12 protein-coding genes are annotated in these 14,068 nt (G+C 68.6%); 6 read left to right on the top strand and 6 right to left on the bottom strand.

Translation table 11 applies throughout. The features are described 5' to 3' along the window. Nucleotides 1-63: 63 nt before the first annotated feature. Together pncB and pncA are read right to left on the bottom strand one after the other, a co-directional pair. On the bottom strand, nucleotides 64-1,356 hold the full coding sequence (gene pncB / locus C8N38_RS12840) for a nicotinate phosphoribosyltransferase (RefSeq protein WP_108027584.1): 1,293 nt from the start codon (nucleotides 1,354-1,356) through the stop codon (nucleotides 64-66). A 3-nt stretch (nucleotides 1,357-1,359) separates the two neighbouring features. Further along, nucleotides 1,360-1,968: a bifunctional nicotinamidase/pyrazinamidase gene (gene pncA, locus C8N38_RS12835; RefSeq protein WP_108027583.1), complete on the bottom strand. Its 609-nt coding sequence runs from the start codon at nucleotides 1,966-1,968 to the stop codon at nucleotides 1,360-1,362. A 229-nt stretch (nucleotides 1,969-2,197) separates the two neighbouring features. Between pncA and C8N38_RS12830 the strand changes: the two genes are divergently transcribed. After that, the gene (locus C8N38_RS12830; RefSeq protein WP_108027582.1) at nucleotides 2,198-2,884 is read left to right on the top strand and encodes a hypothetical protein; all 687 of its coding nucleotides are present in this window, start codon (nucleotides 2,198-2,200) and stop codon (nucleotides 2,882-2,884) included. A gap of 72 nt (nucleotides 2,885-2,956) precedes the next feature. Here C8N38_RS12830 and C8N38_RS12825 read toward each other — a convergent pair whose 3' ends face one another. Beyond that, nucleotides 2,957-4,282, bottom strand: coding sequence for a UDP-glucose dehydrogenase family protein (locus C8N38_RS12825; protein ID WP_108027581.1), 1,326 nt, complete (start codon nucleotides 4,280-4,282; stop codon nucleotides 2,957-2,959). Between the two features lie 195 nt (nucleotides 4,283-4,477). On the opposite strand from C8N38_RS12825, the gene C8N38_RS12820 reads away from it, so the two are divergent. Continuing rightward, on the top strand, nucleotides 4,478-5,554 hold the full coding sequence (locus C8N38_RS12820; protein ID WP_108027580.1) for an AbrB family transcriptional regulator: 1,077 nt from the start codon (nucleotides 4,478-4,480) through the stop codon (nucleotides 5,552-5,554). Between the two features lie 16 nt (nucleotides 5,555-5,570). On the opposite strand, the gene C8N38_RS12815 is transcribed toward C8N38_RS12820, so the two are convergent. Beyond that, the gene (locus C8N38_RS12815) at nucleotides 5,571-8,093 is read right to left on the bottom strand and encodes an ABC transporter permease (protein ID WP_108027579.1); all 2,523 of its coding nucleotides are present in this window, start codon (nucleotides 8,091-8,093) and stop codon (nucleotides 5,571-5,573) included. Then, the gene (locus C8N38_RS12810) at nucleotides 8,090-8,785 is read right to left on the bottom strand and encodes an ABC transporter ATP-binding protein (protein ID WP_108027578.1); all 696 of its coding nucleotides are present in this window, start codon (nucleotides 8,783-8,785) and stop codon (nucleotides 8,090-8,092) included. The genes C8N38_RS12815 and C8N38_RS12810 overlap by 4 nt, the downstream gene beginning before the upstream one ends. A gap of 76 nt (nucleotides 8,786-8,861) precedes the next feature. Between C8N38_RS12810 and C8N38_RS12805 the strand changes: the two genes are divergently transcribed. Then, nucleotides 8,862-9,482 carry an arylesterase gene (locus tag C8N38_RS12805; RefSeq protein WP_245895738.1) on the top strand — a complete coding sequence of 207 codons (621 nt, stop codon included), beginning with the start codon at nucleotides 8,862-8,864 and terminating at the stop codon, nucleotides 9,480-9,482. Nucleotides 9,483-9,670: 188 nt separating this feature from the next. After that, nucleotides 9,671-11,089: an FAD-binding oxidoreductase gene (locus C8N38_RS12800; protein WP_108027577.1), complete on the top strand. Its 1,419-nt coding sequence runs from the start codon at nucleotides 9,671-9,673 to the stop codon at nucleotides 11,087-11,089. Between the two features lie 119 nt (nucleotides 11,090-11,208). Here C8N38_RS12800 and hemC read toward each other — a convergent pair whose 3' ends face one another. Next, nucleotides 11,209-12,153: a hydroxymethylbilane synthase gene (gene hemC, locus C8N38_RS12795; RefSeq protein ID WP_108027576.1), complete on the bottom strand. Its 945-nt coding sequence runs from the start codon at nucleotides 12,151-12,153 to the stop codon at nucleotides 11,209-11,211. Between the two features lie 104 nt (nucleotides 12,154-12,257). Between hemC and hemE the strand changes: the two genes are divergently transcribed. Continuing rightward, nucleotides 12,258-13,289, top strand: a complete 1,032-nt coding sequence (gene hemE, locus C8N38_RS12790; RefSeq protein WP_108027575.1) for a uroporphyrinogen decarboxylase — start codon at nucleotides 12,258-12,260, stop codon at nucleotides 13,287-13,289. A gap of 153 nt (nucleotides 13,290-13,442) precedes the next feature. Then, nucleotides 13,443-14,060 (top strand): TetR/AcrR family transcriptional regulator, encoded by a 618-nt coding sequence (locus C8N38_RS12785; RefSeq protein WP_108027574.1) that lies wholly within the window; start codon nucleotides 13,443-13,445, stop codon nucleotides 14,058-14,060. Nucleotides 14,061-14,068 lie beyond the last annotated feature (8 nt).

Below are 14,068 nucleotides of genomic sequence, written 5' to 3'. Positions count from 1 at the left end.
CTCTCTTCTTCTTGGCTGAAATACCCAAGGCGCAAGGCTTGCCACAGACGTGCCGCCGGGGTGTCAGACCACGACGTCCATCGGCGCCTGGGCGCCGACCGAGAACACCCGCTTGTAGCGCTCGATCTCGCCCGCCGGCCCCATCGCCTTGTTCGGGTTGTCGCTGAGCTTGACCGTGGGGCGCCCGTTGGCGCTGACCGCCTTGCAAACCAGGCTGAACGGCGCGAGCCCGTCGCCGGGCACGAGGCCGCGGAAATCGTTGGTCAGCAGCGTGCCCCAGCCGAAGCTGATCTTGGCCCGGCCCGCGAAACGGTGGTGCAGCTCGACGATCTTGTCGACGTCGAGCCCGTCGGAAAAGATGATGAGCTTGCGCGTCGGGTCCTCGCCGCGCGCCGTCCACCAGGCGATGGCGGCCTCGGCGCCTTCGGCCGGGTCGCCGGAATCGATGCGGATGCCGGTCCAGCCCGCCAGCCAGTCCGGGGCGTTTTCCAGGAACCCGCGCGAGCCGAAGGTGTCGGGCAGGATGATCCGCAGGTTGCCGTCATGCTCTTCGTGCCAGTCGGCCAGCACCTTGTAGGGCGCGCGGCGCAGTTCGGCATCGGTTTCGGCCAGCGCGGCCTGCACCATCGGCAGTTCATGGGCGTTGGTGCCGATCGCCTCGATGTCGTGGCGCATCGCGATCAGGCAGTTCGAGGTGCCGGTAAAGCGGGTGCCGAGCCCCTCGATCATCGCCTGCACGCACCAGTCCTGCCACAGGAAGGAATGCCGCCGCCGGGTGCCGAAATCGGCGACCTTCACGTCCTCGAGCCCGCGCAGCCGCTCGATCTTTTCCCAGAGCTTGGTCATGGCGCGCGCATAAAGCACCTGCAGCTCGAACTTGCCGAGCCGTTCCAGCACCGCGCGCGAGCGCAGCTCCATCAGCACCGACAGTGCCGGGATTTCCCACATCATGACCTCGGGCCAGCGGCCCTCGAAGGTCAGCTCGTACTGGCCGTTGCGCTTTTCCAGCGTGTAGGGCGGCAGGCGAAGCTCTTCGAACCATTCCATGAATTCGGGGCGGAACATCTGGCGCTTGCCGTAGAAGGTGTTGCCACGGAGCCAGGTCGATTCGCCCCGCGTCAGCCGGAGCGTGCGGATATGGTCCAGCTGCTGGCGCAATTCGCCCTCGTCGATCAGCTCGGCCAGCCGGATATCGGTCGACCGGTTGATCAGCGAGAACCGCACCTTGGTGTCGGGATGGTTGCGGAACACCGACTGGCACATCAGAAGCTTGTAGAAGTCCGTATCCAGCAAGGACCGGACAATCGGGTCGATCTTCCATTTGTGATTGTATACCCGGGTCGCGATGTCAGCCATCGCTCAGGGCTCCAAGACGATGTTGGCATCCAGCATCGTGGTCCGCGCATCCTCGAGCGAGCCGTTCAGGTCGATCCCGCGGCAGGCGCCTTCCAGCACCGTCACCGCATAGCCCAGCCGGTTGGCGTCGAGCGCCGAATAGAGCACGCAGAAATCGGTGGCGAGCCCGACCAGAGTCACCTTCTCGATCCCCTTGGACGACAGGTAGTCGTCGAGCCCGGTGGAGGTCTCGTGGTCGTTCTCGAAGAAGGCCGAATAGCTGTCGATGGCCGGGTTCGTGCCCTTGCGCACGACGTGATCGGCCTTCGCGACGTCGAGATCGGGATGAAACGCGGCGCCGGTGGTCTCGGCCACGCAATGCACCGGCCAGAGGATCTGCGACCCGTAGGGCATGTCGATCACCTCGTAGGGCTTGTGGCCCTCGTGGTTCTCGGCGAACGAGCTGTGGTCGGCCGGGTGCCAGTCCTGAGTGAAGACGCGAAGCTGGAATTCGTCGAGCAGGGCGTTGACGCGGGCAATGATCTCTTCGCCGCCCGGCACGGCAAGGGCGCCCCCGGTGCAGAAATCGTTCTGGATGTCGACGACGATCAGGGCTTCGTTGGCGGGTCGCATTGGCCTTCCTCCGGTCACTGTCGATCAGGGGTAAGGGGCTGGTCGGGTCAGGTCAATGCCCCGCTCTTGCCGCAGTCTTTCCGCGCCTCGCGGCGCGCGGCTGCCGCACCGGGCCCCGTTGGCAGCCTAACAGGCCCGTCCCGTGCCTGTCGATGGGTAGGCGTCAGGCTGGACGCGGGGCCGCAGGTGGTTAGATCTAATGGAGTGACAACCTTGCGGAGTCCTGCCGATGCTTCATGTCGTGACGCCGTCGACCGTGACCAACCGGGCCGTCATGCGGATCCGGAAAGTGCCGCGCCAGCTGATCGGGCACGGGATGGGGCTGTTGCCCCACGGCTCGTTCGGGCGCGCGATCTTTTGGCGCATGGCGACCGAGATCTCGTTCCTGCGCTATTGCGCCGCGCTGACGCCGTTTCCGGTGGCGATGCTGCTGTTTCCCGAGGCGGCGCTGCCGATCGGGCAGTTTCCGGCCTTCATGTTCCTTGTCGTCTATCTGGTCGAGTCGCGGGTGCTGTCGGTCGACAATGCCGACCGGCGTCACCGGCTGATGCCCGAGGAAGAGGCCGAGCGCGGCGCCGACATCGCCCGGGTCCGGGGGCGCGAGATCCTGACTCGGATCGCCGCCCGACGGGGCATGCGGGCGGGCGATCTGCATCTGGTGATCGAACAGTCCTCGCTGGCGCGGATTCCGCCGATCACGATCGTTTCGTTGCAGACCGCGACGCCCGAGCCGCAGATCCTCGAGATGGACGAGGAGGAACGCCAGCTGATCCGCGACACGCTGTTCGACACCGAGTTCACCGAACAGCGGATGCACATCACCAGCCTCGCGCTGGGCCGCTTCCTGCATGACGTGACGCTGGATGCGCGCAGCGTCTCGGCCCATGCCCGGCTGGAGGCGCTGGCAACCGCCTGACGCATCGCGCGACCTTGCGCATCGGCGCCCCCGCCCGCCGGGCAGGGAGCGCGGAACCGGGCGGTCGGGCCGTCAGGCGTCTAGGCCGAAGCCCCGGCGGCCGACCGCCACATAGGCCTCGAACCCGGCGGCGCGCACGTCCTCGGGGGGGTAGATGTTGCGCAGGTCGGCCAGGCGCGGTGTCGCCATCGACCGGGCCATCTGGCCGAGGTCGAGCGCGCGGAACTCGTTCCATTCGGTCAGGATCACCAGCGCATCGGCCTCGCGGGCGGCGGCATAGGGGTCCTCGACCCAGTCGACGCCGGGCAGCAGGTGTTCACCCTCGCGCCGGCCCTGCGGATCGACCACGCGGACCTTGGCCCCGCCGCCGACGAGCGCAGGCACTATGGTCAGCGCGGGCGCCTCGCGCATGTCGTCGGTATTGGGTTTGAAGGTCACCCCCAGTACCGCGACGGTCTTGCCGTTGACCGATCCGCCGCAGAGATCGACAAGCTTGTCGATCATCCGTCGCTTGACCCGGTCATTGACCTCGATCACCGTCTCGGTGATGGCGCATGGCGAGGCATGGTCCTGACCGATCCGGGCCAGGGCATTGGTATCCTTGGGGAAACACGACCCGCCATAGCCGGGGCCGGCATGCAGAAACTTGTTGCCGATCCGGCCATCGAGCCCCATGCCCTTGGACACGGCCTTGATGTCGGCGCCGACCCGTTCGCACAGCATCGCCATCTCGTTGATGAAGGTGATCTTGGTCGCGAGGAAGGCGTTGGCGGCGTATTTGATCATCTCGGCCGATTCCAGATCGGTGTAGACGATGGGGAATTCGCGCAGGAAAAGCGGCCGGTAGATGTCGGACATCACTGCCCGGGCACGGTCAGACTCGACCCCCACCACGACCCGGTCGGGCCGCATGAAGTCGTCGATGGCCGCGCCCTCGCGCAGGAATTCGGGGTTTGAGGCGACGTCGAACTCGGCCGCCGGATTGGCCTTCGACACGACCTCGGCGACCTGCCGGTTGGTGCCGACGGGGACCGTCGACTTGGTGACGATGACGCAATAGCCGGTCAGCGCCTTGGCGATTTCTTCCGCCGCGGCCATCACGTAGCTCAGATCGGCATGGCCGTCGCCGCGCCGGGTGGGAGTACCCACCGCGATGAAGACGGCATCGGCCCCGGCCACGGCCCCGGCCAGATCGCCGGTGAAGGACAGCCGTCCCGCCGCGACGTTGCGCGCCATCACCGTCTCGAGCCCGGGCTCATAGATCGGCACCTCGCCCCGCATCAGCATCTCGATCTTGCGGGGGTCCTTGTCGATGCAGACGACCTCGTGCCCGAAATCGGAAAAGCATACCCCGGAGACCAGCCCGACATAGCCCGTTCCCACCATCGCGATCTTCATGCAAAGTCTCCTCGAAACCTGTCACGGAGCCGCATGCGACGGCGCGCGGCGCAAGTCAACCGTGCTTTGCCTGCCGCTCCTGCGGCGGGGTCATGCCTGTGGTCGGCGGGGTACGAAGCGTCCGCCCGGAATTGACAATCCGGTGCCAGACAGGTTTCTGGACCCGGCAGGCGGACAACGTCTGCGGAAGCGCGCATGATATCGACCGACTCTTCGCTAGGCCCCGCCCTTCTGACCCTCGCCATTGGCGCCGCGGGCGCGGCTTTTGCCGCGCTTTTGCAGATGCCCGCGCCGTTCCTGACCGGCCCGGCGCTGAGCGTGACGCTGGCCGCGCTGGCGGGCCTGCAGGCCCGGCTTCCCGACCGGTTCCGCGATGCCTGTTTCGTGCTGGTGGGCGTCAATCTCGGGGCCAGCGTCACCCCCGAGGCGATCGACACCGCGATCCGCTGGCCGCTGAGCCTGGTGGTGCTGGCGCTCTCGGTGCTGGCGATCATCCTGCTGGGATCGCGCCTGCTGCGGCGCCTGTTCGGCTTCGACCGGATGAGCGCGCTGCTGACCGCGACGCCGGGGCATCTCAGCTTCGTGCTGAGCCTGTCGACCGATGTCCGGGCCGACCTGCTTCAGGTCACGATGATCCAGACGATCCGGGTGCTGGTGCTGACCCTTCTGGTGCCGTTTTTGGCGCCGCTGCTGGGCCATGGCGACCTGCCGGTGCTGCCGCCGCAAGGGGCGCCGCCGATGCCGCTCTGGATCCTGCTGCCGCTTCTGGCGCTGTCGGCCCTGGCGGGGCTTGCGCTTCAGCGGTTCCGGGTTCCGGCGGCGCTGCTGCTGGGTGGGATGGGGCTTTCGGCGCTGGGCCATGCCACCGGCACGATCTCGGGCTCGGTCCCGGCCTGGCTGTCGGTGCCGGCCTTCGTGACCATGGGCACCCTGATCGGCACCCGCTTTTCCGGCGTGACGCCAAGCATGCTGGGGAAGGCGCTGGGGGCTGCGAGCCTGCTGACCGTATTCGCGACGCTTGTCTCTCTGGCGGTGGCGGCGCTGGTGTCCAAGCTGCTGGGCCTGCCGATCCTGAGCGCGCTGATCGCCTTCGCTCCGGGCGGGCTTGAAACGATGATTGCCATGTCTTTGCTGCTGAACGCCGATCCGGCCTATGTGACCACGCATCACGTCTTTCGCCTGCTGATGCTGACGGTCGTGGTGCCGGTGCTGGTCGCGCGGACCCGCAGGGTAATGGCGCGCGAGGCGGCGGCCCGGCCGCCCCGGGACTGACCCCGCGCGTCAGCCCCTATTCCCGTGCCCGCAGCACCCGCGCCGGGCGCGCCGCCAGCGGGCGCCAGGCGAAGACGAGCCCCGCGATCAGCGTGGCGAGCGCGCCGCCGAGGACGATGGCCAGCGCCGAGACCGGCTCGAACCGGTAGCTGCCCTCCATCACGAAGCGCATCACCGCCCAGCCCGCGATCCCGCCCGCGAAAATCGCGACCACGCCCGCCGCCGCGCCCAGCATCGCCGACCGAAGCGCGAAATAGGCCAGGATCTGGCCCCGGACCGCGCCCACGGTCTTCAGCACCGCCGCCTCGAAGATCCGCGTCCGCTGGCCTGCCGCGGCGGCGCCGATCAGCACGATCACCCCGGTCACCAGCGTGGCCGACGCGCCATAGGCGATGGCCGCGGCAAGGCCCGCCAGCACCTCGGCCACCCGGTCGATGGCGTCCTTGACCCGGATCGCGGTGATGTTGGGATAGGCCGAGGCCAGATCGCGCAGGATCGCCGCCTCGGCCGAAGGCTCGGCATAGATCGTCGCGATATGGGTATGCGGCGCGCCCTGCACCGCGGCCGGGTCCATCGTCATCACGAAGCCGATGCCCGCGGTCGAGAAATCGACCTCGCGAAAGCTCGTCACCGTTGCAGGGATGTCGCGGCCGAGAATGTTCACGGTGATCTCGTCGCCCAGCTTCAGCCCGATTTCCTCGGCTTCCTCGCGGGCAAAGCTGATCTGCGGCGGTCCGTCATAGTCGGAAGGCCACCAGAGCCCGTCGGTGACCACGGTGTTCGCGGGCGGCTCGGCGGCATAGGTCACGCCCCGGTCGCCCGTGACCACCCAGTGATCGCCCGCCACCTCGCGCGCGGGGCGGCCGTTGATGCGGGTGATGACACCGCGCATCATCGGTGCCGTCTCGACCCGGCTGACGCCCGGGTCCCGGTTCAGTCTGTTCAGGAAGCCGTCAAGCTGGTCGGGCTGGATGTCGACGACGAAATAGGAGGGCGCGCGGTCGGGCAGCTCCTGCTGGATCGCGCTGCGCAGGTTCCAGTCGATCTGGCCGACCGCCGCGAGGATAGACAGGCCGAGCCCCAGCGACAGCACCACCGATTGGGTCTCGCCCCCGGGACCCCCGACCGCGCCCATCGCCAGCCGAAGCGCGGTGCGTCCGCGCAAGGCGCGCGCCCGGGCCGAACGCCGGGCGATCAGGCGCAGCGCGGCGGCCGCCAGCACCAGAAGGCCCAGCGCGCCCAGAATGCCCGCCGCCGCCCAGAGTGCCAGCTTCGGCACCCCCGAGAAGGCGGTCGCGACCCCGATCAGCAAGAACGCGAGCCCCGCCGTCGCCGCCACATAGCGCGGCCGGGGCCAGGCTCTGACCCGGCCCGAGGCGTCGCGGAACAGCGCTGCCGCCCGCACCTCTTCGGTCCGGGCCAGCGGCCAGAGCGTGAAGAGAAGCGCCGTCAGCACGCCATAGATCGCGGCCTCGATCAGCGGGCGGGCATGGACGGTGAAATCGGCCGGGACCGGCAGCCGGGGTTCGATCAGCGGCCCCGCCGCCAGCGGCAGCACCGCACCCAGCACAAGCCCCAGCCCGATGCCCAGCCCGGCCAGCACCCCGATCTGAATCAGATAGGCGGCAAGGATCGTGCGGCCCTCGGCGCCCAGCGTCTTTAACGTGGCGATGACCTCGGTCTTGCCGTCGATATAGGACCGCACCGCCGCCGAGACGCCGACGCCGCCCACCGCAAGCCCGGCCAGCCCCACCAGCACGAGGAAAGACGCCATCCGGTCGACGAAGCGGGTCATGCCGGGCGCGCCGTTCCGGGCATCGCGCCAGCGCACGCCCCGGTCGGCAAAGCGCGTCTCGGCCTCGCGTTCCAGCGCCGCGATGTCATGGCCGGGCGGCAGTTTCAGCCGGTACTTGACCTCGTAAAGCGTGCCCGGGGCCAACAGCCCCGAGGGCTCCAGAGCCGCCGTGCGCAGGATCAGCCGCGGCCCCAGCCCGAAGCCGTCGCCCGCCCCGTCGGGTTCGCGCGCCAGCACCGCCGACAGGGTGTAATCGCCGGTTCCCAGCCGGAAGCTGTCGCCCGGCCTCAGCCCCAGCCGGTCGGCCAGCACCCGCTCCATCACCGCGCCATTGCCGGCGATGGCCTGATCCAGCGGCAGCGGCGGGTCGAGCGCGACCGCGCCGTAAAGCGGATAGGCGTCGTCCACGGCCTTGACCTGGGTCAGGCCGCGTTCGGTCTCGCCGTCGCGCGTCACCGCGATCATCGACCGGAAATCGACCACTTCGGACAGCGCGTCCGACACGCCCTCCATCCAGGCGCGTTCCTCGTCCGAGGCAAAGCGGTAGGTCAGCGTCATCTCGGCATCGCCGCCCAGAAGCACCGCGCCCTCGCGCATCAGCCCGCCTTCGATGCTCTCGCGTACAGACCCGACTGCGGCGATGGCGGCGACGCCGAGCGCGAGGCAGGCGAGAAAGACGTAAAACCCGCGCAGGCCGCCCCGCAGCTCGCGCCGGGCGATCCGCGCCGCGACCGGCAGGCTCATTCCGCGGCCCTCCGCGCGGCTTCGCCCGTGATCCGTCCGTCGGCCAGCTCGACCACCCGGTCGCAGCGCGCGGCCAGATCGGGGGCATGGGTCACCAGCACCAGCGTCGCGCCATGGCGGTCGCGGAGCCCGAACAGAAGATCCATGATCGCGGCCCCGTTGGCGCCGTCGAGATTGCCCGTCGGCTCGTCGGCCAAAAGCAGATGCGGGCGCGGCGCGGCGGCGCGGGCCAGCGCCACGCGCTGCTGTTCGCCGCCCGACATCTGGCTAGGGTAATGGTCCATCCGGGCGCCAAGCCCGACCGTGCGCAATTCGTCGGCGGCGCGCTCGAAGGCGTCGCGATGCCCGGCCAGTTCCAGCGGCGTCGCCACGTTTTCCAGCGCGGTCATGGTCGGGATCAGGTGGAAAGACTGGAAGACCACGCCCATATGTTCCCTGCGAAACCGGGCAAGCTGGTCCTCGTTCATGGCCGTCAGATCGCGGCCCAGCGCCAGCACGCGGCCCGATGTCGCCCGTTCGAGCCCGCCCATCAGCATGAGGAGAGACGACTTGCCCGACCCAGACGGACCGACCAGCCCCAGCGTCTCGCCCGGCGTCACGTCGAGCGAGATGCCATGCAGGATCTCGACCGGCCCGGCATTGCCGTCGAGCGTCAGCGTGACGTCGCTGAGCGAAAGAATCGGGTCTGCCATCGGGCGCTGCCTCCGTTGCCTGCCTCTCTTTCGATATGGGGCCGCGCGCCGCCCGCTCAAGCTCGCCGCAGCCCTGGTGCTGGCGGGCGGCGCGGCTGCGGCCGAACCGGTGACGATCGCCGCGCTGGGCGACAGCCTGACCCAGGGCTACGGGTTGCCGCAGGAAGAGGGTTTCGTGCCCCAGCTCGAAGCCTGGCTGAACGCGCAGGGGGCCGAGGTCACGGTGCTGAATGCCGGGGTCTCGGGCGACACCACCGCCGGGGGGCTCTCGCGAATCGGCTGGACGCTCACGCCCGAGGTCGACGGGCTGATCGTTGCGCTTGGCGGTAACGATTTGTTGCGCGGCATCGACCCGGCCGCCTCGCGCGCCAATCTCGACGCGATCCTGACCCGGGCCGATGCCGCCCATGTGCCGGTCCTGCTGGTCGGGCTCGACGCGCCGGGCAATTACGGGCCCGAGTTCGAGGCGGCCTTCGATGCGATGTATCCCGAACTCGCCAAGGCCCATGACGCGCTCTATTTCCCGAACTTCCTCAAGGGGCTGACCGACCTGCCTGACCGGGACAAGGCGATGGCGCGCTACATGCAGGCCGATGGCATCCACCCCTCGGCCGAAGGCGTCGCGCTGGTCGTCAAGGCGATGGGGCCGAGCGTGCTCGACCTTGTCGCCCGGGCCGAGGCCGCGGCTGGGGGCTGACCCCGGCGCAGCCCCTCCGAAGGTCCGGCCCGAAGGCCGGGCCCGAGACAGGGATTTGGCGCCGCAAGGCGCGCCTTTGTGACAGGACGATCACGACAGGATCGCGGCACGTGCGGCGGCGATGCCCCAAGCCTCTGGCCAAGACCGCCCGGCTGGCGTTAGGTGCGTCTCGACAGACGGAGGCACCCTTGGACCCGATCCCGCAGCTTACCGACCTTCTCGGCCCCGCCCATGTGCTGACCGGCGAAGACACCCAGCGCTATGCCCATGACTGGACAGGCAAATACAAGGGCACGCCCCGCGCCGTGCTGCGACCGGCCGACCGCGACCAGCTGGCCGCCGTGGTGACCCTGGCCGCGCGGCACCGCATTCCGGTGGTGCCGGTTGCGGGCAATACCGGGCTGGCGGGCGGCGCCTATGCCGATGGCGCGCTGATGATCTCGGTCGAACGGCTGAACCGGATCCGCGAGATCAATCCGCGCGCCCGGACCGCGACGGTCGAGGCGGGGGTGATCCTGTCGCAACTGCACGACGCGGCCGCGGCCCAGGACATGGTCTTTCCGCTGACCTTCGGCGCGCGCGGCTCGGCGCGGATCGGCGGGGTGCTGTCGACCAATGCGGGCGGCTCGAACGTGCTGCGTTACGGCACCACCCGGGCGCTTTGCCTCGGGCTCGAGGCGGTGCTGCCCGACGGCCGGGTGATGGACGTCATGAGCCCGCTTTACAAGGACAATACCGGGCTCGACCTCAAGGACCTGATGATCGGGGCCGAGGGCACGCTGGGGATCATCACCGCCGCCGTGGTGCGGCTTTTCCCCAGGCCGCGCGCCTATGCCACGGCGATGGCCGCGGTCGAAAGCCTGCCCGCCGCGCTCGATCTGCTGAACCGGTTGCAGGAAACCACCGGCGGCGCGGTCGAGGCCTTCGAATACATGCCCGGCAACTTCATGCGTCATCTCTTCCGCTGCCGCCCCGAATTGCGTCCGCCCTTCGCCGAGCCGCACGAGATCAACATCATGGTCGAGATCGGCGCCACCGCGCCGCGCGACGCGACCCCGGGCCCGGACGGCCGCCTGCCGGTCGTGGCGATCCTCGAAGAGGCGCTGGCCGAGGCGATGGAGCGGGGCGAGGTGCTGGACGCGGTCGTCGCCCAGAACGAGGCCCAGCGGGCCGAGATCTGGCACCGGCGCGAATTGTCGGCCGAGATCTGCTTTTCGCGCCAGCCGGTGATCGACAATGACGTGGCCCTGCCGCTCGATCTGGTGGGGACCTTCCTCGACCGGATGGAGGCCCGGCTGCAAGAGATCGATCCCGGCGCCGAAACCGTCAATGTCGGCCATCTGGGCGACGGTAACCTGCATTATACCGTCTGGCCCGCGACCGACCGCCCCGAGATGAAGGAGATCATCCGCGAGGCCGTCGAGGACGAGGTCGCGGCGCTCAGGGGCAGTTTCTCGGCCGAACACGGGATCGGGCTTTCGAAGCTTTCGACCATGACCCGCCGCAAGGACCCGGTCGCGCTCGATGTGATGCGCCGGATCAAGTCGGCCATCGACCCGCAGAACATCATGAACCCCGGCAAGCTGATCCCGTCGGGCGAGGACTGATCCTCCGTTTCCCGGACCGGAAGGCCCTAAAGACGCAAACGCCCGGCCGAAAAGCCGGGCGTCTGACGATTGGTCCCGATGGCTGCGGGCCCGATCTCTGGGGGCGCGCCCCGGATGGGTCACTCCCAGTCGAAGAAGCCTTCGCCCGCCTGCTCGCGCAGTTTCTTGCCCAGCGCAAAGCCCATCTCGGCCGCGTCCTCGATGGCCGCGCGATCCTCGCCCGCGATCCGTTCGGACCCGTCGGGGCGCAGGATCTCGCCGCGCAGCCACAGGCTGCCGCCCTCGTGCAGCGCAAGCCCGCCGATGGGGGTCTCGCAGGACCCGTCCAGCGCGTCGAGGAAGGCGCGTTCGCAGGCCATCATCTCGCCGGTGGCCTTGTCGTGCAGCGCTTCCAGCAGGTGACCGGCCAGCGCGTCGTCCTTGCGCCGCTCGATCCCGATGGCGCCCTGCGCCACGGCGGGCAGCATCTCTTCGGGCTCGATGGTCGATTGCGCGACCTCTTCCAGCCCCAGACGGTTCAGCCCGGCCATGGCCAGGAAGGTCGCCTCGGCCACGCCGTCTTCCAGCTTTTTCAGCCGGGTCTGCACGTTGCCGCGGAATTCGATCACCTTCAGGTCGGGGCGGTAGTTCAGCAGCTGGGCCCGGCGGCGCAGCGACGAGGTGCCGACCACAGCGCCCTCGGCCAGATCCTTCAGCCCCTTGACGCTTTTCGAGATGAAGGCGTCGCGATAGTTCTCGCGCGGCAGGAAGGTGTCCAGCACCAGCCCCTCGGGCTGCTCGACCGCCATGTCCTTGGTCGAATGGACCGCGATGTCGATCTTGCCGCCCAGCATGGCGTCCTCGATCTCCTTGGTGAAGAGACCCTTGCCGCCGATCTCCTTCAGCGCGCGGTCCAGCACCCGGTCGGCGATCGTGTTGATCACCACGATCTCGAAGGCATCCTCCGGCAGATCGAACGCCTTCATCAGCCGTTCGCGGGTTTCATGGGCCTGAGCCAGCGCGAGCGGCGAGCCGCGCGTGCCGATCTTGAGGGGTGAAGCGGGGGAAGGAAGTGTGATAGCCATGCGCCAAACCTCTAATCGCGTCACGTCGTCCTGACAACTCGGCCTGTCTTGACATGCTGACGCAAGCAGGGGACGACAGGCCGCACACATAAACGGGGACGACGATGGCGGAAACTAAAAAACTGCTGCGGGCACTTTCCGGAGAGACGATGGACGTGCCCCCGGTCTGGCTGATGCGGCAAGCGGGGCGATATCTGCCCGAATACAGGGCCACCCGGGCCGAAGCGGGCGACTTTCTGTCGCTCTGCTACAACTCGGAGCTTGCGGCCGAAGTGACGCTGCAGCCGATCCGCCGCTACGGGTTCGACGCCGCCATCCTGTTCGCCGACATCCTGCTGCTGCCGCAGGCGCTGGGCGCCGAGCTGTGGTTCGAAACGGGCGAAGGCCCGCGCATGTCGACGATCACCGGCCCCGAGGGTCTGAAGGCGCTGAAGGGCAAGGACGACATCCACGACCACATGGCCCCGGTCTACGAGACCTGCCGGATCCTGTCGCGCGAGCTGCCGAAAGAGACCACGCTGATCGGCTTTGCCGGCGCGCCCTGGACGGTCGCGACCTACATGATCGCCGGTCGCGGCACCAAGGACCAGGCGCCGGCCCATGCGTTGCGCACCGAGGACGAGGCGACCTTCGCGGCGCTGATCGACCTGTTGACCGACGCCACCATCGAATACCTGTCGAAACAGGTCGAGGCGGGCTGCGAAGTGGTCAAGATCTTCGACAGCTGGGCCGGGTCGCTGAAGGGCGAGGCCTTCGACAAATACGCGATGGAGCCCGCGAAACGGATCATCGCCGAGATGAAGGCGCGCCATCCGGGCCTGCCCTGCATCGCCTTCCCGCGCGAGGCGGGCGACAAGTGTATCGGTTTCGCCAGGGCGACCGGCGCCGATTGCGTCGCGCTCGACAATTCGGTTTCGGCCGAATGGGCCGTCGAGAACGTGCAGAAGGACGGCTGCGTCCAGGGCAACATGGACCCGAAACTGATGGTCACCGGCGGCCAGGCGCTGATCGACGAGACCAGGCGCATCAAGGAAGCCTTCTCGAAAGGGCCGCATATCTTCAATCTCGGCCATGGCATCACCCCTGATGCCGATCCCGAGAATGTGACGGTGATGCTCGAGGCCCTGCGCGCCTGAGGCGCACCCTTCGGGACGGAACACGGCAAACGCCCGCGCGGATCGCTTCGCGCGGGCGTTTTCCCGCCGAGGCCCGCCTTTTGGTCAGGTTGAAGGTGTCGGTTGCGGTCGCTAGCTATAGTTGAATTTGCCGCATGCCTTGACCGGGGACCCATGGCCCAACCGTCCGAACTCTTTGCCGCGTCCGGCTTTCGCGTCAGGGTCGTCGATGCCCTGATCTTGCTGCTGCGCGAGCGCGGAACCGCGCGGTTCACGCTGGGCGAGGTGGCCGAGGCCGCGGGGGTTCCCGAGGGCCGGGTGCGGGCCGCCTTTCCCGACCGGGATGCGCTGGTCTCGGAATTGCGGCGGGTCTGTTACGACCGGCTCGCGGCCCGGCTGACCGCCCGCTATTTCGACCCGGACGGGCACCCGCCCACACGCCTGCGCGAGGGCGGCCGCGCCCATCTTGAGTTCGCCCGGACGAACCCCGCGCTTTATCGCCTTCTTTATTGCGATCCGGGCGATGGCGGGATCGCCCATATCATCGATGTCATCGTTCCGCCCGACTCGCTCGAGGCGCTGACCGAGGGCGTGCGGCGCTGTCGTGCGTATCGGGGACGGAGCACCGGCAAGGCGCGCGAGCTTGCCTTTCTGCTCTGGACCACGATCCATGGCGTCGCGGTTCTGGCGCTGGATGCCGATGGCCCGAACCGGTCGGGCGGCAAATGGGACCAGGCCGCGCAGACCCTCGACCTGCTGATCGACCTGATCTGCGCGTCCGGCGACGACTGAAACCCGGC

Origin of the sequence: Rhodovulum kholense, from assembly GCF_003053725.1 — a bacterium.
GTDB classification, from domain to species: domain Bacteria; phylum Pseudomonadota; class Alphaproteobacteria; order Rhodobacterales; family Rhodobacteraceae; genus Rhodovulum; species Rhodovulum kholense.
Note: the sequence above shows the minus strand (reverse complement) of the source record. Positions and strands in the feature narration are given on the sequence as shown.